This is a genomic window from Pantoea sp. LMR881, from assembly GCF_027157825.1.
GTDB classification, from domain to species: Bacteria; Pseudomonadota; Gammaproteobacteria; order Enterobacterales; family Enterobacteriaceae; genus Pantoea; species Pantoea haifensis.
The window spans coordinates 902,182-925,114 of the sequence record NZ_JAPVOK010000002.1 but is presented as its reverse complement, the minus strand read 5'-3'; the positions used below and the strand labels follow the sequence as shown (position 1 = coordinate 925,114).

19 protein-coding genes, 3 tRNA genes and 3 pseudogenes are annotated in these 22,933 nt (G+C 47.8%); 21 read left to right on the top strand and 4 right to left on the bottom strand.

Features of this window, described 5'->3' with window-relative positions:
- The first annotated feature begins 481 nt into the window (after positions 1 to 481).
- Together sdiA and O3W44_RS06215 are read left to right on the top strand one after the other, a co-directional pair.
- Entirely contained in the window at positions 482 to 1,204 is a 723-nt protein-coding gene (sdiA, locus tag O3W44_RS06220; RefSeq protein WP_269292397.1) for a transcriptional regulator SdiA, read from the top strand.
- A 122-nt stretch (positions 1,205 to 1,326) separates the two neighbouring features.
- The gene (locus O3W44_RS06215; RefSeq protein WP_269294376.1) at positions 1,327 to 1,938 is read left to right on the top strand and encodes an acyl-homoserine-lactone synthase; all 612 of its coding nucleotides are present in this window, start codon (positions 1,327 to 1,329) and stop codon (positions 1,936 to 1,938) included.
- A 31-nt stretch (positions 1,939 to 1,969) separates the two neighbouring features.
- On the opposite strand, the gene O3W44_RS06210 is transcribed toward O3W44_RS06215, so the two are convergent.
- Entirely contained in the window at positions 1,970 to 2,194 is a 225-nt protein-coding gene (locus O3W44_RS06210) for a DUF2594 family protein (protein WP_269294375.1), read from the bottom strand.
- 414 nt (positions 2,195 to 2,608) lie between these two features.
- Here O3W44_RS06210 and uvrY point away from each other — a divergent pair, with 414 nt between their 5' ends.
- The 6 genes and pseudogenes from uvrY (at position 2,609) to O3W44_RS06180 (ending at position 6,148) form a co-directional block, all read left to right on the top strand.
- Positions 2,609 to 3,268: a UvrY/SirA/GacA family response regulator transcription factor gene (uvrY, locus tag O3W44_RS06205; RefSeq protein ID WP_269292396.1), complete on the top strand. Its 660-nt coding sequence runs from the start codon at positions 2,609 to 2,611 to the stop codon at positions 3,266 to 3,268.
- A pseudogene (gene uvrC, locus O3W44_RS06200) lies at positions 3,261 to 5,092 on the top strand (excinuclease ABC subunit UvrC). The gene uvrY and the pseudogene uvrC overlap by 8 nt, the downstream one beginning before the upstream one ends.
- Positions 5,093 to 5,160: 68 nt before the next feature.
- Entirely contained in the window at positions 5,161 to 5,709 is a 549-nt protein-coding gene (gene pgsA, locus O3W44_RS06195) for a CDP-diacylglycerol--glycerol-3-phosphate 3-phosphatidyltransferase (protein ID WP_269292395.1), read from the top strand.
- A gap of 152 nt (positions 5,710 to 5,861) precedes the next feature.
- Positions 5,862 to 5,937 (top strand) — tRNA-Gly (locus O3W44_RS06190).
- Positions 5,938 to 5,977: 40 nt separating this feature from the next.
- A tRNA-Cys gene (locus tag O3W44_RS06185) sits at positions 5,978 to 6,051 on the top strand.
- A gap of 10 nt (positions 6,052 to 6,061) precedes the next feature.
- A tRNA-Leu gene (locus O3W44_RS06180) sits at positions 6,062 to 6,148 on the top strand.
- A 104-nt stretch (positions 6,149 to 6,252) separates the two neighbouring features.
- On the opposite strand, the gene O3W44_RS06175 is transcribed toward O3W44_RS06180, so the two are convergent.
- Complete coding sequence (locus O3W44_RS06175) at positions 6,253 to 6,414, bottom strand: hypothetical protein (RefSeq protein WP_269292394.1); 162 nt, start codon at positions 6,412 to 6,414, stop codon at positions 6,253 to 6,255.
- 196 nt (positions 6,415 to 6,610) lie between these two features.
- Here O3W44_RS06175 and O3W44_RS06170 point away from each other — a divergent pair, with 196 nt between their 5' ends.
- The 5 genes from O3W44_RS06170 to O3W44_RS06150 all read left to right on the top strand — a co-directional run bounded on the left by O3W44_RS06170 (position 6,611) and on the right by O3W44_RS06150 (position 12,968).
- A complete protein-coding gene (locus O3W44_RS06170; protein WP_269292393.1) occupies positions 6,611 to 6,808 on the top strand; it encodes a DUF6404 family protein in 198 nt (65 codons plus the stop codon).
- A gap of 471 nt (positions 6,809 to 7,279) precedes the next feature.
- A complete protein-coding gene (locus tag O3W44_RS06165; protein WP_269292392.1) occupies positions 7,280 to 10,057 on the top strand; it encodes a hypothetical protein in 2,778 nt (925 codons plus the stop codon).
- A 334-nt stretch (positions 10,058 to 10,391) separates the two neighbouring features.
- Positions 10,392 to 11,129, top strand: a complete 738-nt coding sequence (locus O3W44_RS06160; RefSeq protein ID WP_269292391.1) for a hypothetical protein — start codon at positions 10,392 to 10,394, stop codon at positions 11,127 to 11,129.
- A gap of 223 nt (positions 11,130 to 11,352) precedes the next feature.
- A complete protein-coding gene (locus O3W44_RS06155) occupies positions 11,353 to 11,871 on the top strand; it encodes an ankyrin repeat domain-containing protein (protein ID WP_269292390.1) in 519 nt (172 codons plus the stop codon).
- Positions 11,872 to 11,933: 62 nt separating this feature from the next.
- The gene (locus tag O3W44_RS06150) at positions 11,934 to 12,968 is read left to right on the top strand and encodes a hypothetical protein (protein ID WP_269292389.1); all 1,035 of its coding nucleotides are present in this window, start codon (positions 11,934 to 11,936) and stop codon (positions 12,966 to 12,968) included.
- A 198-nt stretch (positions 12,969 to 13,166) separates the two neighbouring features.
- On the opposite strand, the gene O3W44_RS06145 is transcribed toward O3W44_RS06150, so the two are convergent.
- Both O3W44_RS06145 and O3W44_RS06140 read right to left on the bottom strand, forming a co-directional pair.
- Positions 13,167 to 14,672 (bottom strand): SulP family inorganic anion transporter, encoded by a 1,506-nt coding sequence (locus tag O3W44_RS06145; protein ID WP_269292388.1) that lies wholly within the window; start codon positions 14,670 to 14,672, stop codon positions 13,167 to 13,169.
- Between the two features lie 140 nt (positions 14,673 to 14,812).
- A complete protein-coding gene (locus O3W44_RS06140; RefSeq protein ID WP_269292387.1) occupies positions 14,813 to 15,073 on the bottom strand; it encodes a biofilm/acid-resistance regulator YmgB/AriR in 261 nt (86 codons plus the stop codon).
- Between the two features lie 629 nt (positions 15,074 to 15,702).
- On the opposite strand from O3W44_RS06140, the gene O3W44_RS06135 reads away from it, so the two are divergent.
- The 8 genes and pseudogenes from O3W44_RS06135 (at position 15,703) to O3W44_RS06100 (ending at position 22,931) form a co-directional block, all read left to right on the top strand.
- Positions 15,703 to 16,134, top strand: coding sequence for a MarR family winged helix-turn-helix transcriptional regulator (locus tag O3W44_RS06135; protein ID WP_269292386.1), 432 nt, complete (start codon positions 15,703 to 15,705; stop codon positions 16,132 to 16,134).
- Between the two features lie 2 nt (positions 16,135 to 16,136).
- Positions 16,137 to 17,816, top strand: a complete 1,680-nt coding sequence (locus O3W44_RS06130; protein ID WP_269292385.1) for an MFS transporter — start codon at positions 16,137 to 16,139, stop codon at positions 17,814 to 17,816.
- 2 nt (positions 17,817 to 17,818) lie between these two features.
- Positions 17,819 to 18,910, top strand: a complete 1,092-nt coding sequence (locus tag O3W44_RS06125) for an HlyD family secretion protein (RefSeq protein WP_269292384.1) — start codon at positions 17,819 to 17,821, stop codon at positions 18,908 to 18,910.
- Positions 18,910 to 20,282: pseudogene (locus tag O3W44_RS06120) on the top strand (efflux transporter outer membrane subunit). The gene O3W44_RS06125 and the pseudogene O3W44_RS06120 overlap by 1 nt, the downstream one beginning before the upstream one ends.
- Positions 20,283 to 20,524: 242 nt before the next feature.
- A complete protein-coding gene (locus O3W44_RS06115) occupies positions 20,525 to 20,911 on the top strand; it encodes a hypothetical protein (RefSeq protein WP_269292383.1) in 387 nt (128 codons plus the stop codon).
- Between the two features lie 220 nt (positions 20,912 to 21,131).
- Complete coding sequence (locus tag O3W44_RS06110) at positions 21,132 to 21,863, top strand: beta-ketoacyl synthase chain length factor (protein WP_269292382.1); 732 nt, start codon at positions 21,132 to 21,134, stop codon at positions 21,861 to 21,863.
- Positions 21,856 to 22,665: a lysophospholipid acyltransferase family protein gene (locus O3W44_RS06105; RefSeq protein WP_269292381.1), complete on the top strand. Its 810-nt coding sequence runs from the start codon at positions 21,856 to 21,858 to the stop codon at positions 22,663 to 22,665. The genes O3W44_RS06110 and O3W44_RS06105 overlap by 8 nt, the downstream gene beginning before the upstream one ends.
- A 12-nt stretch (positions 22,666 to 22,677) precedes the next feature.
- A pseudogene (locus O3W44_RS06100) lies at positions 22,678 to 22,931 on the top strand (phosphopantetheine-binding protein).
- Positions 22,932 to 22,933: the final 2 nt, after the last annotated feature.

Genomic DNA, 22,933 nt, shown 5'->3' with positions numbered 1-22,933 from the left:
AGTCTGGTAAGATTGTCTGTGTATTAACGGCTAAGAGTAGCGTTAAACAGTCTGATGCAAAAGTCTGCTCAGCCTGTTAAAACGCTGCATTTTGCCGCTGTCCAACTGCCTCGCTTTAAATCCTTTTATGAATAAGCTGCTGTTTATAAATAGTTTGCGCAAATTTTATCGATTTACCTTAATTATAATGCGCTACCGCAACCAAACAATTTACACGCGATATTTTTTCAAGGATTGAATTCCTATCGGAAAAATCTTATTCTGTTTGAGGTTGGTCATTCAACAGAGCATGGATCCCATTCTGCGATTCTCTGTACTCTTTATTTTTCTGGTAAGGCCTGCATATTGGAATGAAACGGGTATTTTTACCGGCGAGATTGAACATTGCTCAATCAAAATTTTTACTCATCTTAATTAAATTTTTGTCATAAACGAGAATGAATAACAAAGCGCACCTGCGTGAGGATAACGCTGAGGCAATATGACTAACGACAATTATTTTGCCTGGCGTATTAAGGCGGAAAATGAATTTCAAAGTTTAACAGTGGCTTCTCAACTGAAGACGGTAATACAGCATTACACCGAATCGTTGGGATTCGATTACTTTGCTTTTTTGATTCAACATCCGGTGCCTTTTACCCGGCCACGTATTCATCTACATAGCACTTATCCTAAATTATGGATTAAGCGTTACGAGCAGCAAAATTATTTTGCGGTCGATCCGGTATTGCTGTTGTGCCAACGGCCAGGCCGCGGCATTGAGTGGACTGCCGATCTGTTTACTGGTGCCGGAGATTTGTGGAAAGAGGCGGGCGAATTTGGTCTGCGCAGCGGTTTTTCTTGTTCAGCAATGGCACCAAATCGAGCCATTGGTATATTATCTATATCGTCGCAACAACCTTTTGCGACGCAACATCGTCGCGTTGAGCTGGAAGTGAAACTGCACTTTCTGGCGGAGCTGAGTTTGTGTGCGCTAGAGCGTCTCGGTGACGAAGCCATGCTGGTACTGAAAAATGATTTTAGTCAGCGCGAACTGGAAATTTTAAAATGGACCGCTGAAGGAAAAACTTCGGTAGAGATTTCTCTTATTTTATCTATTTCTGAACACACAGTGAATTTTCACCAAAAAAATATGCAAAAGCGTTTCAATGTTTCCAATAAAACGCAGATTGCCTGTTATGCAGCTGCAATCGGACTGATTTAAACGAAATACAACTACTAATTTTAGTAGTTCCCTCGTTAGAGTCAGTTGTCTACCCTGCGCCGGTGCTTTGCCAGGCGGGCGCAAAGAAATCATTGCAAACATGGGGATGTCAGGGGCGCATGATGAAAATAATTCAAACGCAATTAAAGGATATGCCATCCTCTTTACTGGCCGAATTAGGCAGTTACCGATACAGCGTTTTTGCACGTGGCGAAGGTTGGTCACTCCCACCTCGTTTAAGCACGCCGGGTCAGGAATATGATCGCTACGATCGCTCTGATGTCACCTGGTTGATTGCCTGGAATGCGCGTGAAGGGATCTGCGGTTGCGCACGTCTTATGCCGTGGTTTGAGCCTGAGCAAAGTGAAGGCCTCATTGTGCCGTTCAATCATGAAAAAGTGTGGGAAATGTCGCGCTTCTCGGCACGCCTGGCTGTCGATGCGGAGCTGCCGCTCAATATTCTCTGGCATGCTGTGCAGTTGGCTGAGCTGAATGGAATAGACTATCTCATCAGTTCAGCAACGCCGATGCTGGAAAAGATGTTTGAACAGCACCAGGTCGCTTATGAACCGTTAACGCCAGGCTTGATCCAGTCAGAAGATAATTTGTTTGCCATCCGCATTCCGGTTGCTCAACCTGCGCTGGCCGAGAAATATCGCGGTACACGTCGCTTTAGTCCGGAAGAAGTATTGCCCTCTTTGGGGGTGTCCATCAACTGGCAATCACACAATTGATGTTATGCCCCGCAGGTCGGGGCATACGCTTTTACTGACGATAAGCCGTTTTTATCTGCTTGATGGTGTTACTAAAGACTTCCGCCTGCGGCTTATCGCCGAGCGTTTGTACGTAACGTTCCATGTTGATAATGACTTTCCCGGCATCTGCCTGACCCATTCCTTTCAGAATCAGGGTAACCATCATTTTCAGGCAGGCAACTTCGTCAGCCAGGTTCTCAGTTTCCTGCGAGGTTGCAAAATCTTCATCGCTCATCATTTTCTCCTTTGTGATGTTCAACAGGTTGGCAATCTGGCCGCACAGCAGTGCGTGAGTATATCACAACGCAAGTGACAACATGGCTTATACCGTTTCGCTAATCTTTAGGCTATTTCACGCTAAGCGTAACCTGCGAACCCTTTTTTGCCGCGCAGAAATAATAAAGCACAGCGACTGTCAGGTTGACAGGGAATTATTTTTAACCAGTTGAAAAAGAGTGGTTTTTAAATATAAGTTTTTGATTAACAAATTTGTTTAGAATATTTAGCCGTGATGTTAATCGTGCTTGATGTATGTCATGGAACAGCGGTACTCATTGAGTTTGTTGATGTGCTTTTAAACTAAAAACAGGTATGATTGCCGCTTGCAATTTATCGCTTCCTCTTTTTTTAGCTTGCGGAGTGCTCCCCGTTGATCAGTGTGCTTCTTGTTGATGACCATGAACTGGTTCGCGCCGGTATACGCCGCATTTTAGAAGACATAAAAGGTCTGGTGATTGCGGGTGAGGCCAACTGTGGCGAGGACGCCGTGAAATGGTGTCGTGCAAATCAGGTTAATGTCATTCTGATGGACATGAACATGCCCGGCATCGGTGGGCTTGAGGCGACGCGCAAAATTGTGCGTTACAATCCCGACATCAAAATCATCATGCTGACCATTCATACTGAAAATCCTTTGCCTGCTAAAGTTATGCAGGCCGGTGCAGCCGGTTATCTCAGTAAAGGGGCTGCGCCGCAGGAAGTGGTCAATGCCATTCGCTCGGTGAATGCCGGACAACGCTATATTGCTTCTGATATCGCTCAGCAAATGGCACTTAGTCAGATTGAACCGCAGAAAACAGATTCTCCCTTCAGCTGTTTGTCGGAAAGGGAATTGCAGATTATGCTGATGATCACCAAAGGACAAAAGGTGACGGAAATTTCCGAGCAGCTCAATCTCAGTCCTAAAACCGTTAACAGCTATCGTTATCGCATGTTCAGCAAACTGAATATCAGTGGTGATGTAGAGTTAACGCATCTGGCCATTCGACATGGCTTGTACAATGCGGAGCCGTTAATCAGTAGTGAGTGACGTTTTTAATTCCAAAGCCTTTCTGAGCACAGTGACCAGCAAACCCGGCGTTTATCGCATGTATGATGCTGCTGGAACTGTTATTTATGTGGGTAAAGCGAAAGATCTGAAAAAGCGACTGACAAGTTATTTTCGCAGTCAGGTCGGCAGCCGCAAAACCGAAGCGTTGGTGAGCAATATTCAGCACATCGATGTCACCGTAACCCATACCGAAACCGAAGCGTTGCTGCTGGAGCATAACTACATCAAGCTCTATCAGCCGCGTTATAACGTGCTGCTGCGCGACGATAAATCTTATCCCTATATTTTCCTGAGCGGCGATACCCATCCGCGCCTGGCGATGCATCGCGGGGCGAAACATGCCAGGGCGAATATTTTGGCCCCTTTCCAAACGGTTATGCGGTTCGTGAAACCCTGGCATTATTGCAAAAAGTGTTCCCCATCCGACAGTGTGAAAACAGTGTCTACCGCAATCGCTCGCGTCCCTGCTTGCAATATCAGATTGGTCGCTGCCTCGGCCCTTGTGTGGCAGGTTTAGTCAGCGAAGAAGAATATGCACAGCAGACCGACTATGTGCGGCTGTTTCTGGCAGGTAAAGACGATCAGGTATTAAATTTGCTGGTTAAGCGCATGGAAGAGGCGAGCATGGCGCTGCGCTTTGAAGAAGCTGCACGACTGCGCGATCAAATCCAGGCTGTGCGCCGCATAACGGAAAAACAATTCGTCTCTAATCAGGGCGACGATCTTGATGTCATGGGCGTCGCGTATGATGCGGGTATGGCGTGTCTGCACGTCTTGTTCATTCGTCAGGGTAAAGTGCTGGGCAGTCGCAGCTACTTTCCTAAAGTCCCTGCTGATACCGATCTTGCTGAAGTAGTGCAAACCTTTGTCGGGCAGTTTTATCTGCAGGGCAGTGAGGCGCGCACGTTGCCAGGCGACATCCTGCTCGACTTCAATCTGCCAGAGCGTGAACTGCTATCTGACTCGCTGAGTGAACTCGCCGGACGCCGCGTCACTATTCAAAGTAAGCCGCGTGGCGATCGTGCACGCTATTTAAAACTGGCGCGAACAAACGCGGCAACGGCGTTAACCATGCGTCTTTCGCAGCATTCCACGATTCATCAACGCCTGGCGGCCTTGGCTGAGTTCCTGGATCTTGAAAAAATCAATCGCATGGAGTGTTTCGATATCAGCCATACCATGGGTGAACAAACTATCGCCTCCTGCGTGGTTTTTGATCAGAACGGACCGTTGCGTGCTGATTATCGCCGCTACAACATCAACGACATTACGCCGGGCGATGATTATGCGGCGATGAATCAGGTGTTACGTCGTCGATATGGCAAAGCCATTGAAGAAGATAAAATCCCGGACGTGATTCTTATTGACGGCGGTAAGGGACAACTGGCGCAGGCGAAACAGGTTTTTGCCGAGCTGAATGTTCCCTGGGATAAAACTCGCCCAATTTTACTCGGCGTAGCGAAAGGCAGCGATCGAAAAGCAGGGCTGGAAACCTTGTTCTTTGAACCGGAAGGGGAGGGTATTTCCTTGCCACCTGACGCGCCGGCCCTGCATGTGATCCAACATATTCGTGACGACGCTCACAATCATGCAATTTCAGGTCACCGTAAAAAACGCGCCAAAGTGAAGAACACCAGCGCCCTGGAAAGCATAGAGGGCGTTGGACCGAAACGGCGTCAGCAGCTGCTTAAATACATGGGTGGTCTGCAACCCTTGATGAACGCTTCGGTTGAAGAGATCGCCAATGTTCCCGGTATCTCTTTCGCTTTAGCAGAAAAAATCTACTACTCATTGAAACACTAGCATTGAAACAGGGTGGGCAATGTAGGAACATACGGTAAATTCTACCCATTCCAGACAGTTACCAGCATATGCAATTTAACATACCGACGTGTCTCACTTTGTTTCGGGTCGTCCTCATTCCATTCTTTGTGCTGGCTTTCTATCTGCCGTTCCACTGGGCACCGTTTGCTACCGCTTTGATATTTATTATTGCTGCCGTCACTGACTGGTTTGACGGCTTTCTGGCTCGCCGCTGGAAGCAGACGACCCGCTTCGGGGCATTTCTCGACCCGGTAGCCGACAAAGTGATGGTCGCAATGGCGCTGGTGCTGGTCGCTGAATATTTTCATGCCTGGTGGATTACCTTACCGGCCGCAACCATGATAGCGCGTGAAATCATTATCTCCGCGCTGCGTGAGTGGATGGCAGAAATTGGCAAGCGCAGCAGCGTTGCCGTTTCCTGGATAGGTAAAGTAAAAACCACCGCGCAAATGTTTTCACTGTTCGCCCTATTGTGGCGTCCAGACAGCACAGTCGTCGGCGTCGGCGTTGTCGCTTTATACATCGCAGCGGTGCTGACCTTCTGGTCAATGTTTCAATATTTAAGCGCCGCACGAGGCGATTTGTTCGAACGGTGATCGATGCGATTTAAAAAGCAGCAAACGGACGCAGAGTAAGGATAATTTTATTGACTCATTGCGTCAGGTCAGTAGAATGCATCGCATCGAACGGCAGCGAGTCTGTCAGAAGATAAAGAAAATCAGCATGTTCGATGAAATTGCTGAGAAATGCGGGAATAGCTCAGTTGGTAGAGCACGACCTTGCCAAGGTCGGGGTCGCGAGTTCGAGTCTCGTTTCCCGCTCCAGATTTTGCCTTTCAGGATAACCTGAAAGCATTCAGAATAAGGCGCGTTGGCAGAGTGGCCATGCAGCGGATTGCAAATCCGTCCACCTCGGTTCGACTCCGGGACGCGCCTCCAGTTATACCCTGCCCGGGTGGTGAAATCGGTAGACACAAGGGATTTAAAATCCCTCGGCTTTATGGCTGTGCGGGTTCAAGTCCCGCCCCGGGCACCATTTCTTCTGAAAAGAAAGCCAAATAAAATCAAAGCAATATGCAGTAATGTCGTAACCGCCCAAGGGCGGTTTTTTTGTGTCTGCAAAACGCTGACTGAACCATCTTAAGATTGTGGCTGACCGACGGGGCCGCTGCCGCCAGGGGCTCCGGTTGGCTGTTGTCCGCTTGGTGGCGCTGGTGCATCTCCACCGTGCTGGCGTGGGGTGCAGGCTGAAAGCAGAGCAACGAGGCTGAGTGCGGCTAAAACAGGGATTGTGCGTTTCATCGTGTGTTTCCTGTTGAGGGAGTGAACAGCTAAGTATAGAAAACGCTGCTCAGAACAACTGCAAATGAAAGGCTGCACTGGGTAAGTCGCTGATTGCCACCCAGAATAATTTGAAACGCTTCGCAACTCTGGTGGTTTGCACATGCATTTTAACCGCGCTGCAGGTATTGTAACGCCTCATATTAAAGGAGTCGTTATGAATGGCATACTGAAGTTCGTCCGGGGTTGGCTGGTTTTTTCCGTGCTGTGGGGCGTATTCATGTGGTTTATGTCATGGCAGGCGCAGGGCAAAGAGATTGGCCTGGCGATATTGATGAGCTTGTATGCGGGGCTGATTTACCAGGCTCTGATGACCATGGTTGCGCGCTACAAAGCACGAAGATCACAGGTCTGAGGCTAAACGTAACAATTACTGTACTGATTTAAAATGTGGGTTAGCCCGTCTGTAAATTATTAAATTTACGCATATAATAATTAACTGGTTTTGTGCTGAGTAATAGTCAAGGCGAGCGGTTAAGAAAAATATTCTGCGCTCTTTTTCTGATACTGTGAAAAAGAAGGTGAAAAAAGAGGCGTGCATAAAATAATATCAATTTAATTTTAACCTTCCATAAAAAAGCATTTTTTCAAAGAATTGCTTTTTTTTGCGCGATAAAAAGCAAATTTTGCTCAGGAATGCAGGCAGTAAAAGCTGACTTTAAAAATTTAATAACTGGTTTTATCCACTTTTTTACTTTATTTTCTCTGAATTAAAATACGTCATTGTTAACAATAGCGCCAGGCGTAAATGAGTGCGCTCGTTTTTTGCAATCTTTTTTATTCAATATACTTAAGAATACTCGTTCTACTAACGAAGGAGTATTTTATGCCTGTCTTATTTCCTACGCTAACGCCGAACCCTTTTTTACCCTCTGCAACAGATGATAAACATCAGGAGCAGGATATCTGGTTTGACGCCCTTGATTATGTCGATATGGATGAGACATGGTTTGATGCCAGCGATGAAGCCCTTGGGGATCAGTCTGAATATAATAAAAAAGCAGACATGCTGGTGCCTTTTACAGAAGACTGTCAGCGTTGTGTTAAACAACTAATTGGCATCCTCGGAGATGTGAAACAAAACGAGCTCATTGCAGCTTGTTTGAGTTTTATGCCTGGCGTTCCTGTTAGTCTGGTTATAACAGTAAACACTATTTACACCGCGGTCCTTGAAAGAAAAAATATTGATCTCGCGATTTTACAATCTTTGGGACTGGCATCGGGTTATTTACTTCCAAATGGCAATCATTTATCTGCGCTGGCCAGTTTTATTCGTGAGACAGTACGGGGATATACAGACGAGACCTTTGTAAGCCAGTTTCTGAACGATGAGAGCAATGGCTCTTCAGGACAAATTTGTATGTTACTGGCAGTAGTCGCGGTTGCGGCAAAATATTATCTTACCGATAACGCTGCGCCACAGCGTCGTATCCTGCAAGTTCCTGCTTTTATGGCTAATTTATTGATACGTATTCATTCCTACTGGCAGGCTCTTGGCACTATCGCTGTGCCAGTCAGCATTAAGCAAAAGCAAGGGACTCATGCGGTTGCGCCTGAACCTGTTGCTGCGTCAGAACCTTCTGCGGCTGGTGAATATGCTGCTGCTTTTGAAATTGATACAAATATAAAAACTGTTCAGAAAGCGGGTGATACGCAGATCTTTATAACAGACTTTAGTAGTAACTCTACGGTGCGTGAAAGCCTGTTTACTCGGGGCACGGTATTAAATAAGCCAGGCCCGAGTGCAACTGAAAATGATGATATTCCTGCAAAGGCACACAGTCTGGCCGTTGAGAGATTAATGCGTATGAATGGCATTCAGAACCTGGAACATAGCGTTACGTACCGACAACAAACGACCTGGCGTCAAGAGGGCCAGACAGTTAACTATACCCATTTCAACACTAAGGTTGGCGCTGTCGCAAATCCAGGGAATGAACCACAACAGACAGCAATGTCCATTTCTCTTTTATCCTCAGACTTAACGAAGCTTTCCACAAATATTGCTAATACCGCTAATGCCGAAAGTGCCGTTAATAATACTAATAGTGCTGATCTGTTAACATTGCTCTCCGAAAAGGAAAAGAAATTCGTTGATATCAAGGAGAAAACACAGCCTAACAACGAAAATAGCGCAGATATCAGTGCCCCACATCATGCCTCACATAAGAAACGAGAGGGATGGGGTTTATTAAAAGATTTTGCAAGCAGAATAAATAATTATAATCCTCTGTCGCTTACCGTTGCATCAGCTATGCCACTACCAAACAGCCAGCAGGCACTGGCTAAGGCAAGCTTAACAGCGGAAAATGACGCGTTGCTGAAAAAAACGAATAAACATGTAATAAGGGCCTTGAAAAAAGAAGCGATCCCGGATAGCAAGCTGAAAGCGGTTACATTTTCCGGTGAGCTTTTGACAGGGGTTGTGGCTGACTTTTTGTTTAATGAGATTAAGATGAAGCCCGCTGACAGAGTGCAATTAATTGCCAGGGCAATACTCTCTGCATCAAACCAATATGGCTCCGGGCTAAATGAACCATTGTCTGTTCCACACAGTATTGCGGTAGTAAAAAATTGGTTTTTTGAAAATGTGCTGGGCTCAACATTTCATCTCTATTTTGCTGAAAGGATAGTCGCCACTGAGCGAGGCTCAGAGTTAACGCTCGGTGAATTCAAAGACTTTTGCTCTATAGAAGAGTTAATTGCAACAAATAAGATAGATCCAACTAAAATCATTAAAGAGGGTAGTTGGGATAACTTTGAAGCTATGTATACTTACTTTGTAAGTCTGGAGTTTCCGCTTTTCAAACTGCCTGATTTTGGGCGTGATGATATCAAGGCAATGAAATTTAGTGATTACGATTTTGCATTGCTACATGCTGGCGCGCTGGGTATTGATTCTGTTAAAGATATTTCACATTTTAATAGCGACGAAGCATTCCAATTTGGAGCGGCTATCTTACAGCAAATAAGAGAACTGGATAATGCAGACATACCATTTTTATCCTGCCTGAATAATGCGGCCATTTTATTTTTTGCTCAAAAAAATCCTGCTGAATTTAAAGAGAGCAGGCTTGCAAGGGAAAAAACGCTACAACAGGAGTCAGTTAAATTTTTCATTGAAAAGTGGAATGAATCAACGATAAAGCTGGATACTATCGTGACGAATTACAATGCGTTTGAAGGAAGTTTAAATCAATGGAAAAATAAGAGAGAGCTTGCCAGTCACTATATTGAAAAGTGTCCAGATGATGTTATTATGAAAATACCCATTGTTGGATATAATTACCCAAAAAACAGGCACGATGCAAAGAATAATGCAATTCAAAGTTATCTGTCAGGAAACAGAGTCGTCTGTCCGGGTATACCACGTTATCTTGATCTAAAGTATAAAGAACTTACTTCAAAAGTTGCTGATAATTTTAAAAAATTTGATGATTCATTAATTGATTTATCCTTTAGCCAGCTTAAGCAAAGTGAGTATGATTTTATTTCAGACCCTCAGTCTATAATCAAACCGGCCAGTATTAAAATGGAGGCAACACATAAAGAGCTTAGACTAACTATCAAAGGCATGATAGTTGTTCCTTTTAAAAAGAGGTAAAGCTATCTCATTGCGACTTATTCTCCGTTAATAAAAACAATGAGGTAAGAATTTATGGAGTTAAAAAACTTGATAAAGGGGGTATAATGTTATTCGTCTCGATAAAGAAATTGAAAATTATATTGAGCATGATGTCCTTGATTTTAGCGGGGTTGGTGATGATTTCCATATAAAAAATGGGAGGCTTCAGGTTTCATTTATCCCGCAAAGTAATTACGGGAAAAATAAGATAACACTGGATTTTGATTTCGAAGTTGTTAATGAAAGGGTTTCATTTGGAGAGGGCGATATTAATGCTTACCGTAACTGGCTAAGTACAAAGCATCGTGCTGCTGTGTATGAACCATTATATGAAAGTGGGAATAATAAAAGTATTTATCATAAGGCGCGCGACTTTGCCACAAGCCTTATTCCCTTCGTTGATTGTATTAATTACTCCAGGCAAGGGGACAAAGCAGCAATTATCACTTGTTTTTTAGATATTATTTCAATAATCAGTATAGGCGCTACAGCTACTAAAATAGGTGCAAAATTTGGCATGCAACTTTATGGTGCCGGACGTAAAAGCACTGAATATATAATGAGATCGGGTTTTAATAAAAAAGCAATTTCAAATATATTAAAAGAATTTGATATTACAGTTAAGTTGCCAACACTTAACGATTACACCCTTTTAAGTAAACAGGCAATCAGTGTCTTCGATCCTGGTTTTGGCTTACTCTACTCCGTGGGGCAATCAAGTACACAGGGTTTAAAAAGAATTATTGCTTTGATAAAAGCCAACGGTGGTAGTCCCAGCCTGATATCCAGGCTTGATGAATTATTGCCTGAATCGAAAGGGAGTGATATTGCGCAGCCAGCACAATATCATATCGCTCGTCTTCCACATGTTAATATTAATATGCCGGTTAAAAATATAGGTAAAGTACAGGGTTACGACGCCTACGCTATTGTTAATCCCCAAAACGGAGAGGCCTCAGGTTATCGCTATTACTTATATAATAATGATCTACATAAACTACCTGAAAAATCACATGTTCCAGATAAATACAAAAAAATGTCAGGGATATAAAAAAAGTCACAGAAGAGTTAAAAAATGATGGCTGTTTTATATCCAAAAGCGGTGGGCGTAACGTGCGTTGTGTTCCATCCGAACTGCTTGAAAAACTCAAAGCAATGCCCCTTGAAATATTACATGAAATTCTTTCCTGTCTGGAAATCAAGGAATTAAGCGTATTGGCAAACGCGCTGGGGAGCAGTTCGAAAGTGCGGCTGTTGACATCATCAACAGAAGATTGAGAAGAAATGATAATTATCAGAGAGATGTGCTCGTTCAGGCTGTCAGCAATCAAGATTTAGACACTATCAGATTTTTGCAAAACAGTGCGATAAAACCCAAAATCGATTTCAATGCTCAGGATATTGATGGCAATAATATTCTTACTCACAGTGTGAAAAAAGGCGCGTTAGATTCGTTGCGTGAATTACTAAGCATACCTGGAATGAATGTTAATCATAAACACAGGCATGATGGCAGCTTATTAGTTATCGCAGCAGAAATGAACAATGGAAAGATGATAAATTATCTTTTAACGCATCCAGATATTGATGTTAATCTTTCAGATGATCGTGGATGTACAGCACTGCATTATGCCATTGTGAAAAAAAATAATGAGCTGGCGAAAAAGTTATTACTGAACGAAAGCTGCGATATTAATATAAAAGAGGATGTGCTAGGCGTTACCGCTTTTATGCAAGCGATTTGTTTAAATAACAATAATATCGCAAGTGAATTTTTATCCGGTATGATTTAAATACTTATTTAAAAGATTATGCAGGAGATGATGCTCTTGATTTAGCGCAGCAACGAGGGAATGTGAGAATAGAAAATGAAATAGCCATAGTGCGTGACTTACATCAAAAGAATGACAAGGCTATAAATTTTCTGATACAACATAATCGTAATCCTCAACAGGCCTGGGATTTCCTTCAAAACTATGATCTTCCTTCGGGCGATCTCGTCGGTAGTCATTCTATAGCCAGATGGATAGTCGATAAGCAACAAATTCCTTCTTTTATTGATGACTACAAAATAGCGACAATAAGAGTGATCAATGACATAAAAGTTCATATTAAAACATCAGGTAATGAAAACAGTCAGCAGCTACTTTTTCCTGAAAAAGATGAAATTAAGCTATATCAGTCAGAATTTGACGCTTCAGCTTATGAAGCGGGAGTGGCAGCACTTTCAAATGAGCAAAGGGAAGCTTTAAGGACCTGGACAGCTTTAGATGAAGAGCATGGCCTGCACTACAGTGATGGCACACCTGAAATTAATGACGGCATTAATTTTGAACTGAATCAAAAACTATTTGATGACAGGCCACTCACGGCAGAAGAGCAAATAACGTATGACAATATGAATGCCGCAATGGCAAGTGGTAAAATTCCCACCTCCAGAGGCGATTATATTCGTGAAAGCCACTATACCAGCTCTATGTTTGATCCATGGGCCGCGAAGGCGATAAAAGTTGGCGATATTGTTACAAATTCGCGTGCATTTATGAGTGTCTCATCTGAGACGGATTTTGTTAAAAGTGCCGTCACAGATAATGGGGGAATATCTGAACCCGTTGAAAGTTTCATTTTTTACAAGTTTGAGAATGCTGATCAACCCATTCCTTTGCTTCCATTAACGTTATCTGTGGCCAATGCTGAAAGTGAATTCCTCTACTGCCCAAATAGTTTATTCAGAGTGACAGGAATATCAGTTTCTCAGGCTGCCTCGTTAATAGGTATGAAGCCTGACCAGGTAACGTTGAAAAGAACAGGAGTGACCCTTTCAGAAGTGAAAAAGAAGAACTTCGACAAAATACTGTTGTTCGCAATATATTTACCGGAGAAGGCGTAAATGTTTTTAAAAAGTATTGAAAACATATACCAGCATGGACGTTATAGTCGGTGTAGGACAAAAAACTGGTCTGGCGATTTGATAAGTTTGTATGCGGGACTGGTTTATCAGACATGAGCGGCAATGATAGCGCGCTACAAAGCGCGTAAACAGCAGGCGTAAAACGGCCTGCTGTTTAATAACAGCAGACCCGCACAGTTAATTGAGATTACCGGTCAGACGGCGATGAAAATCGCTGCTACGCATATCCAGTCCTTCAATTGTCACCTGAGCACCGTACCGCTGGTAACGATATTCAATACCGTCCAGTGCTGCCACGCTGGAGGCATCCCAAATCTGTGCATGCGTCAGATCAATGGTCACATGTTTAGGATCGTGAGCATAATCAAAGTGCTCAAACAGATCGTTGCTACTGGCAAAGAAAAGCGGGCCACGTACTTCATAACGCACCGATTCACCATCTTCACTCAGCTGTCGCTCAGCGCGGATAACGTGAGCGATACGTCGGGCAAACAGCACCATTGCCACAATAACACCGGCCAAAACCCCAAGCGCCAGATTACCGGTCCAGACGGTGACAATAACCGTTAACACCATCACCACTGTTTCTGACCACGGCATACGTTTCAGCGTGGCAGGTTGCAGGCTGTGCCAGTTAACGGTTTTCACCGCCACAACCATCATGATCCCCGCCAGCACCACCATCGGTATTTGCGCCATGATTTCACTCAGGCCAGTCACCAGCAGCAGCAAAACTAACCCGGCAGCCACGGTGGACACGCGGCTGCGTGCTTTACCAAGCTCGACATTGACAATGGTTTGACCAATCATGGCGCAGCCAGCGATGCCGCCATAGAAGCCAGCAAAAATATTAGCCACACCCAAACCCCAGGATTCACGGCGTTTGCTCGAGGGCGTATCAGTGATGTCGTCAACCAGTTTAGCCGTCAGTAACGACTCCATCAGGCCGACAAACGCAATACTCAATGCCGTTGGCCAGACAATCTGTAATGTTTGCAGCGTCAGTGGCACCATCAAGGTGTTAAAGCCCGGCAGGCCAGCACTCATTGGGCCTTCATCGCCTACAGTGGGAACGCGATAGCCCATCAGCAGTGCCACGGCAGTAACCACCACAATAGCAACCAGCGGTGAAGGCACGCTTTTCAGTACGCGGGGCAGCAGCAATACGATGGCCAGCGTGGCGGCAAAGAATAACCACACCAGGGAAGACTGGCCCCAGACATGCGGAACCTGAGCAAAGAATATCAATACCCCAAGTGCATTAACGAAACCCAGCATCACTGAACGCGGGATATAGCGCATCATACGCGCCAGCCCGGCGACGCCAAACAGGATTTGAATTATGCCGCCCATGATCACCGCAGGCAGGATATATTCAACGCCGTGCGCATGAACCATGGGGCCAATCACCAGCGCGACCGATCCCGCTGCCGCCGTAACCATCGCCGGGCGTCCGCCGAGAACCGATAAGGTTAAACAGAGCACCACCGACGCAACCAGGCTGACTTTAGGATCAACACCAGCAATAACGGAAAAAGAGATCACTTCAGGGATCAACGCCAGGGCAGTGATGATTCCAGCAAGGCATTCACGGGTGAGCAGTGCAGGCGAACGTAACACACGCCCTACACTGATATCGCTGTCTACGGCGTGCGAGGCAGCGACGTCATTCGAGTTAGTCATAAATATTTGCAGGCTCTTTTTAGTTTTCGCTCTCGCGCGAAAGGCGAGAAAGGTTGGATAAAACGCGAGAGAATAATGTTACCGGGCGAGAAGGGAAGATGCCAGCGAAAGCCGTATTGACTCCATCCCTGGAGTCGGTGTTATACGGTAAAATCGTCCGGCGTTTTATGCACCACCAGTTCAAGCAACTGGCGATAAATGTCGAGCGAAACGACGTCTGTTTCCAGCTCAAGACGATGAATTAATTTAGAGATGATGGCTTTGTTGCTTAACGGTGTGCCTGATTGCAGCAGTTCCGTCACAACAACGCCAAGGATCTCCATGTCGCTGGCAGATTTATTTGCAGCAGCATTAAAGTAATCAGCAATTTCTTTATCGGTTTGCGGGAGTGCGTTTTGCATGTGTCAGCCCTTCAAAACAGCCCGAACTTCCACTTCGGATGCCAGGACAAATTGACGTAAAAAACCTTCGCATGGACAGATGCGAAGGAACCTAACGAAACGAACACGTCACTAAACAGGTAAAAAAGGACCTCTGAAGGTGGAAATCCACTGACACCTTCAGAGGCGACGCAAGCGCATCATTCGTTACAGAGTCGTAGTCAACTCACGGGGAGTAAAGTTATACAAAGAGGGCTAATCTGTACAAGCCAATTATTTAGCATAACGTGCTATTTTAGCTTAAACAGTAAGTTATAAAGATTATTCTGAGGAAAAAGCTGTACAAAATAGTTGTACATGCGGCTGTACCCCAGTGAAAAATCATGAAAACAGTACCCATCCTTGATCATTATCCTCCTGCCGGATTGATAAAGTCGTGCTCTGCTTGCCAGATGAACTTCACAGGTTGCCTTTGAGCACATTCCCGGTTTTTTGCAGGCGTGATTTCTCTGTGTTCTTGCTCTCTCCTGTCTGGACATTTCATCGTTATCCACCATTTTTAACAGAGCATGCTCTTTTCATCAGCATTTAGCTTTGCGTATAATAACGCGATTATTTAATTAGATACCTAACCATTAGGGCGCTATTTTTTGACGCTACAAAACCAAACCTTTACGCGTTTACTCTACCTTACTGCCCATGCCTGGCGACTCGCGGTTGATCGCCATCTCAAAGAGACGGGTTTGAGTATGAGCAGCTGGATGGCCATTGGCTTTATTGCCAGCGAGCCAAACCGGTTAACACAAACTGAGCTGGCCCAGTTACTGGGGCTGGAAGATGCCAGTATGGTGCCGCTGGTGGATCGTCTGGTGAAACAAGAACTTCTCTCCCGCGTTCAACCGCCTGAGGATCGCCGCAAACGCCATTTAGTCTTAACAGAGAAAGGCAATCAGGTTTTTGCCCAGGTGAAAACCCAGGCCGATATGCTGCGTGCCGCATTAATGGCCGATATTGATCCGCAGGATTTAGCCGTGACGGAACGCGTGCTGCAACAATTGCTGGCCCGTATGGAAACAATGTAATCGTGGCACGGCGTAATCCTTATGCTCCGCGTGAATGGCTCCCGCATGAAAAGCCGATGCTGCCGGGTTCGCCGTCGACGCCACTGCACTCAACGCCTAAACGCATCGCCTTTGGCCTGATAGGTATCCTGATCTCCCTGACCGGTGCGCTGAGTAATGCGCTGGTTACCGCGAATCTGACAAATCTTCAGGGTACATTTGGGGCCTATTCGAACGAAATCGCCTGGCTCCCTGCGGTATACGTGATGGGCAATATCTCCATCAACCTGCTGCTGGTAAAGTTTCGCCAGCAATTCGGTCTGCGCGCCTTTACCGAAGCGTTTCTGGTGCTGTATGTGCTGGTGGCATTCTTTCATCTTTTTGCTAACGACCTCAGCTCGGCGATCATCGTCCGTACTGCACACGGCATGGTAGGGGCGGCACTGAGTTCGTTGGGTATTTATTATCAGATACAGGCCTGGCCCGCTAAACACCGCATGAAAGCGTTGGTGATTGGGCTGACGGCATCGCAGCTGGCAATCCCTCTGGCCCGTCTCTTTTCCAGCGAACTTCTGCAACTGGACGAATGGCGCGGCCTTTATTTGTTTGAACTCGGGCTGGCTTTAATCGCCCTGGGCTGCGTGCTGGTCGTAAAACTGCCTCCCGGCGATCGCATCAAAGCCTTCGAGAAAATGGATTTTGTCACTTTTATCTTGCTGGCACCGGGCATGGCGCTGCTGTGCGGTGTACTGTCGCTGGGCCGAATTGAGTGGTGGTTCAGTACGCCGTGGTTGGGAATTTGCACCGCCCTGGCACTGACATTAATCGTCACGGCAATTGTCATTGAACACAATCGGCGTAATCCGTTGATTAATACGCGCTGGATCAGTAGCGGAATGATGGTCCGGCTTGGCATTGTGATGATCATGATGCGCATCGTATTAGCCGAACAGAACACCGGAGCGATCGGTTTTTTACAGCAGCTTGGCTTGCTCAACGATCAAATGCGTGGCCTGGCGCTGGCGATTATCGCCGGCGTGATGCTGGGGATCGTGACAAGCGCCTTAACCATCAAACCGACTCATCTGAACTGGCCGATTGTGACCTCGCTGGTTGTGATGATTATCGCCTCGCTGATGGATGCCCAATCCAGCCCACTTACGCGCGGTAACAACATGTATTTCAGCCAGTTCCTGCTCGGCTTCAGCAGCGCCTTCTTCCTTGCGCCGGCCCTGTTGATTGGGATGGGAACGGTAGTGACCCAGCCGAAAAACCTGGTGAGTTTTGTAGTACTGTTCGGCATGAGTCAAAACCTCGGCGGTCTGATTGGCTCAGCCATCCTGGGGACATTTCAGGTCTGGCGTGAAAAATATCATTCCAGCTTGCTCGCCGACAAACTTTCGCTGCTCGATCCCAATGTGACCGAACGCCTCAGTCAATATAATGCACTCTACAATAGCCTGGTCGGAGACACCGTGCTACGCGGCGCGCAAAGCACCAGTCAGTTACAGGTGGTGTCAACGCTACAATCTAACGTGCTGGCTTACAATGACACCTACTTATTAACCGCTGCACTGGCCTTAATGACATTGATGTGGGTGTTATGGCGCTTAACGCGTCGACGCTTCCTTGACTGGCGAAAGGCAAATTTTAACAGGCGAGAGCAGCAACAGCTTGCCGCCGCACAAGAACCTACGGAGTAATAATGAGTCAACAGGATGAAGCTGTGGCTGCGGAACGCGATCGGGTGAACCGCCGCCGCATTCTTTCTATTGCCGCAGGCAGTGGCATCGTTGTCATTGGTGTACTGGTGATTCTGTATGCCTGGCAGCTTTGGCCTTTCACCAGCGCGGTACAAAGCACCGAAAACGCCTATGTACGCGGACAGGTGACTTTTATCAGCCCGCAGGTAAATGGCTATCTGACCTCCGTTGATGTCATCGATTTGCAGCCGGTAAAAAAGGGCCAGTTACTGATGACTATTGACGATCGCATTTATCGCCAACGCGTGCATCAGGCGCAGGCACAGCTGGCGATGAAGCAGGCAGCGTTAAGCAATAATAAGCAACAGCGTCGTAGCGCAGAAGCCACCATTCAAAGCAACAAGGCTGCGCTGGAAAATGCCAAAGCACAGGCGCTGAAAAGTGGTTTTGACCTTAAACGAGTGGAAAACCTGACGGCGGATGGATCGCTTTCGATCCGCGAACGTGACGCCGCACGCGCCGCGAATGCCCAGGCGCAGGCGCAGGTTCGCCAGGCTGATGCTCAGGTTGCGGTATCACAGCAAAATCTGCAAACCGTCATTGTCAATCGTGCCTCGCTCGAAGGGGATGTTGCCAGCGCCCAGGCGGCACTGGAACTGGCAGAAATTGATTTAGCCAATACGCGCATCATTGCCCCGGATGACGGGCAGCTCGGTCAGTTGTCGGTGCGCAAAGGGGCTTACGTAACTGCCGGAACGCGACTTACGTCGGTCGTGCCAGACAATAAATGGGTTATTGCCAATATGAAGGAGACGCAGCTGGCGCGCATTCGTCCGGGTTTGCCGGTCGACATCCGTGTTGATGCGCTTAACGGTAAACATTTCAACGGCCGGGTGGAGTATATCTCGCCTGCAGCCGGTTCGGAGTTCAGCGCCATTTCTCCAGATAATGCTACCGGTAACTTCGTTAAAATCGCCCAGCGCATTCCGGTGCGCATTCGCCTTGAAACTCAGGATATGTCGGCGCTACGTCCCGGTATGTCGGTGGAGGTAAAAATTGACACCGATGCGCCGGTTCAAGAGGCGACCCCATGATGCGTGGCGTAACCGTGGCCAGCCTGCTCGCTGTGATGCTGACAGGTTGTGCTACTGAAGTCGAAAGAGCCCCTTCTTCACTGCCGATCCCGCCAGCGTGGCGCGATCAGGTTGGTCCTTCTGCACCGCTGGAAGCCGAATGGTGGCGGGCATTTGGTGATGATGCCCTGAATCGTTTAGTGGCACAGGCGTTGCGCAATAATCCCGATATTCTGATTGCGCGCTCGCGTGTCGATCAGTATCGCGCTGAACTGCGTGCGGCGCAGGGGGATAACTTTCCAACGCTCAGCGCCGGTGTGGCCGCGACGCGCGAGCGCACCCTCTCTTCCGTTACCGGACTGCCTTACGAAACCGATGTGTTTCAGGGATTACTGCAAGCCAACTATGATGTCGATTTGTGGGGGCGCGCAGCAGTGCTATCGCTGCGTCACAAGCCTCGCTGGAGGCGCAGCGTGCCGCCGCTTCCGCCGCAGAGTTGACCATTGCCAGCTCCGTGGCGTCAGGGTATTTCAGCCTCTGTGCCCTGGATGAGCAGTTGCGCGTTACGCAGGCAACGCTGGAAACGCGAAGTAACTCACTGCAACTGGCACAGCGTCAGTTTGAAACCGGCTATACCTCCCGGCTGGAGTGGATGCAGGCCGCATCCGAATATCAGTCAGCTAAAGCGCAGGTTCCGCAGCTTCAGCATCAAATTGCCCAGCAGGAGAATGCACTCAGCATTTTGGTGGGGATGAATCCGCGTCAGATCGCCCGTCGTCCGCAGTTTGATCAGATTTCGCCGCAGCAGATGCCAAATTTAATGCCATCGCAGCTGCTGAATCGCCGTCCCGATATTATCCAGGCCCAGCGTCAGTTACTGGCAACGGATGCCAGCCTGGCCTCAGCAAAAGCCAGTCTGTTACCCAACCTCAACCTGACCGCAACGGGAACGATGCAAAGTTCCGTGCTGCATCAACTGGTGGATAACCCCTTCCGCTTGTGGAGTGTGGGAGGCAGCGTCCTGGCACCGTTGCTTAACCGTGAGGCGCTGACGGCGCAGGTTGATGTTTCAATGGCAACGCGTAACCAGGCGCTTTACAGTTACGAAAAGGTGGTGCGTAACGCGTTTTCGGAAGTCAATGATGCGATGGATGCGATTCGTCGCGGCGAAGCACAACAGGAAGAGCTGCAAAAGCAGGAAAAGTATGTGGCTGAAGCACTGCGTATCGCCAGTAACCGCTATCAGAATGGCTACGCCTCTTACCTGGATGAACTTGATGCACAGCGCACCTTATTCAGTACGCAGCTCAACCTTGTCACGGTTAAAAATAATCTGTTGCTGGCGCAAATTGATCTCTATCGCGCATTAGGCGGTGGCTGGCGAGCGCCTTAACTCATCCCGACAACGGGCCCGGAGTAATCTGCTAACCGGGCCACTATTTTATCAAAAATTTAACACCGGCAATTAACCATAAACACGGCATTTCTAATGTCTGCTTCTGCTTACGCCTCTTTACAAGAGATGTTATTATGCGCCGGCTTTACACTGTCTGAACGGAAAAACGCAAAAAGGTTAAATTTGCGCACGGCAGGTTACATCTGTAACCAGCTGAAAATAAAAAGGATAAAAGGAATATGAATAACAAGGCTATGGTGGCGCTGGCTTTTACCGCCATGTTATTAACCGGCTGCGCGCGTACTGCTCCTGTTCACAATGTGAACCAATCGCTGTCACAGCGTTATACCAGCGATCAAATGAAAGTCGCGATTCTGGAAGCGGGTATTGGTCGTAAATGGGTGATGACGCCGGTTGAGCCGGGCGTGATTAATGGTCGGCTGGCGCAGCGTGGTTTTATCGCCAACATTCGCGTGAGCTATACCACGCAAAGCTACAGTATTCAGTATCTGAGCAGTGAAAATCTGAAAGCGGAAGGTGGCAAAATCCACAGCAACTACAATCGCTGGATAGCCAACCTTGACCAGGATATTCAGCTGCGCCTGGCCGCACAAAGCATTAAATAAGGTCTTAATCGTTGCGTAAGGCGTGCAGCGATTCGCTCCTCAGGAAATGTCTGCTGGCAAATCAGAGGACCTGCAATTGCGCTGTGGCAGGGTAAACCCTACCGTGACGTCCACATCAAACGCTGGCAGATATTTCAGGGATGATTTTTTGCTGGCGCAGGGAAGGGAGTTGACGACCCGCATGGACGGCAATTCCAACACGCTATAAAAGAACGCTGGTATGAAACTCGCTTATACGCTTATTGACTGGCAGGCTCTGGCGCCTGGTTTGGCTGAACGTGATGCCTGGCACGACTGGGCGCAACAGCCTGCCGCTCTCGATAACACACAGCCGCTTGCCAAACCGCAACACTTACCGATGATGACAGCCCGTCGTCTCAGCGGCGGCAGTCGTGCTGCGGTTGAATCCGGTCTGGCGCTACTGGCGCGTCAGCGCGTTGATGCCGTCGTTTTCACCAGCCGCCACGGCGAACTTGAGCGCAATCTGCGTATACTCATCGCGCTGGCTGAAGAGCAGACGCTGTCACCCACTGATTTTGCCATGTCAGTCCATAACTCGGCAGTCGGCAGCCTGACGATTGCCGCGAAGCAGCCGCTGGTGTCGACCTCACTGTCAGCAGGGATCGATTCGTTTCAGCAGGGGCTACTGGAAGTGAGTGCACTCCATCAGGCCGGGTATCAACAGGTTATGCTGGTGGATTTTGACGGCCTTCTGCCTGACCACTATTTGCCCTGGCTCCCCGAAGTCATTACCAATGCGCCGTATGCGGTGGCGCTGTTGCTCGGTACAGGCGAGCAGTTAACCTGCACCACGACCCGCAACACCGACACTGAGCCTTATCCCGCACTGCCGCAGAGCCTCTCCTTTCTGCACGCTCTGCTCGCACAAACGCCAACGTTTCGCATTACGGGCGAACGCCTGAACTGGCTCTGGGAGAAAGCGCATGGCTGATTCTTCGTTGTCGCTACGCCCTGGCCGTACGCGGCCTGGCTGCAATTATTACTGGCGTCTGGTAATGACAGCCGTGAGTTTTACGCTGTTCAGCGTCGGTGGGTTGTTACTTTCCCTGACATGGTTCAACCTGCTGCTGTTGGTACAGCGCGATAAACATCGCCGTCGTCAAATGGCGCGTCGTAGCATCGCCTGGAGTTTCCGCTGTTTTCTGCGCTTCTGTCGTCTGGTTGGTGTGTATGACTACCGCATTGAAGGCACAGAACAGTTACAGCGCGATCGCGGTTGCTTAATTGTTGCCAATCATCCGTCCCTGATCGATTACGTCATGATCGCCTCAGTGCTGCCCGAAATGGATTGCCTGGTCAAAGCCGATCTGCAAAGAAATTTTTTCCTACGGGGTGTGATCCGCGCCGCTGATTATCTTATCAACAGCGAAGCGGACACGCTGTTACCCGACAGCCAGCAGCGTCTGGCTCGCGGTGAAACCATCCTGATCTTCCCGGAAGGCACACGCACACGCTACGGCGAATCGCTGAAATTGCAGCGTGGTGCCGCCAATATTGCGGTGCGGGCAGGGTGCGATTTGCGCGTTATCCACATTACCTGTACCCAGCGAATGCTCGACAAACAGAGCCGCTGGTATCAAATTCCGCCGGTAAAGCCGCTGTTTACCGTGCGCGTAGCATCGCGAATCGACAGCCAGTCATTCTGCGAAAACCATGAAGATGCACAGCCACTGGCTGCGCGTCGCCTGACCCGCCATTTAGAACAGGCGCTGGTCCCCGAGAATAAGCTGTAATACGGAAAACGTATGGATTTAATTAATGATATCAAACAGATGATCATCGACACGCTGAATCTTGAAGAGATCAGCCCCGACGACATCGAAACCGAGGCCCCCTTTTTGGCGAAGGTCTGGGGCTGGACTCCATTGACGCGCTGGAACTCGGACTGGCAGTGAAAAATCGTTACGGCGTGACACTTTCCGCTGAGAGCGAAACCCTGCGTGCGCACTTTTATTCCGTAGCCTCTCTGGCGGCGTTCGTGAACCCACAACGCGCCTGATC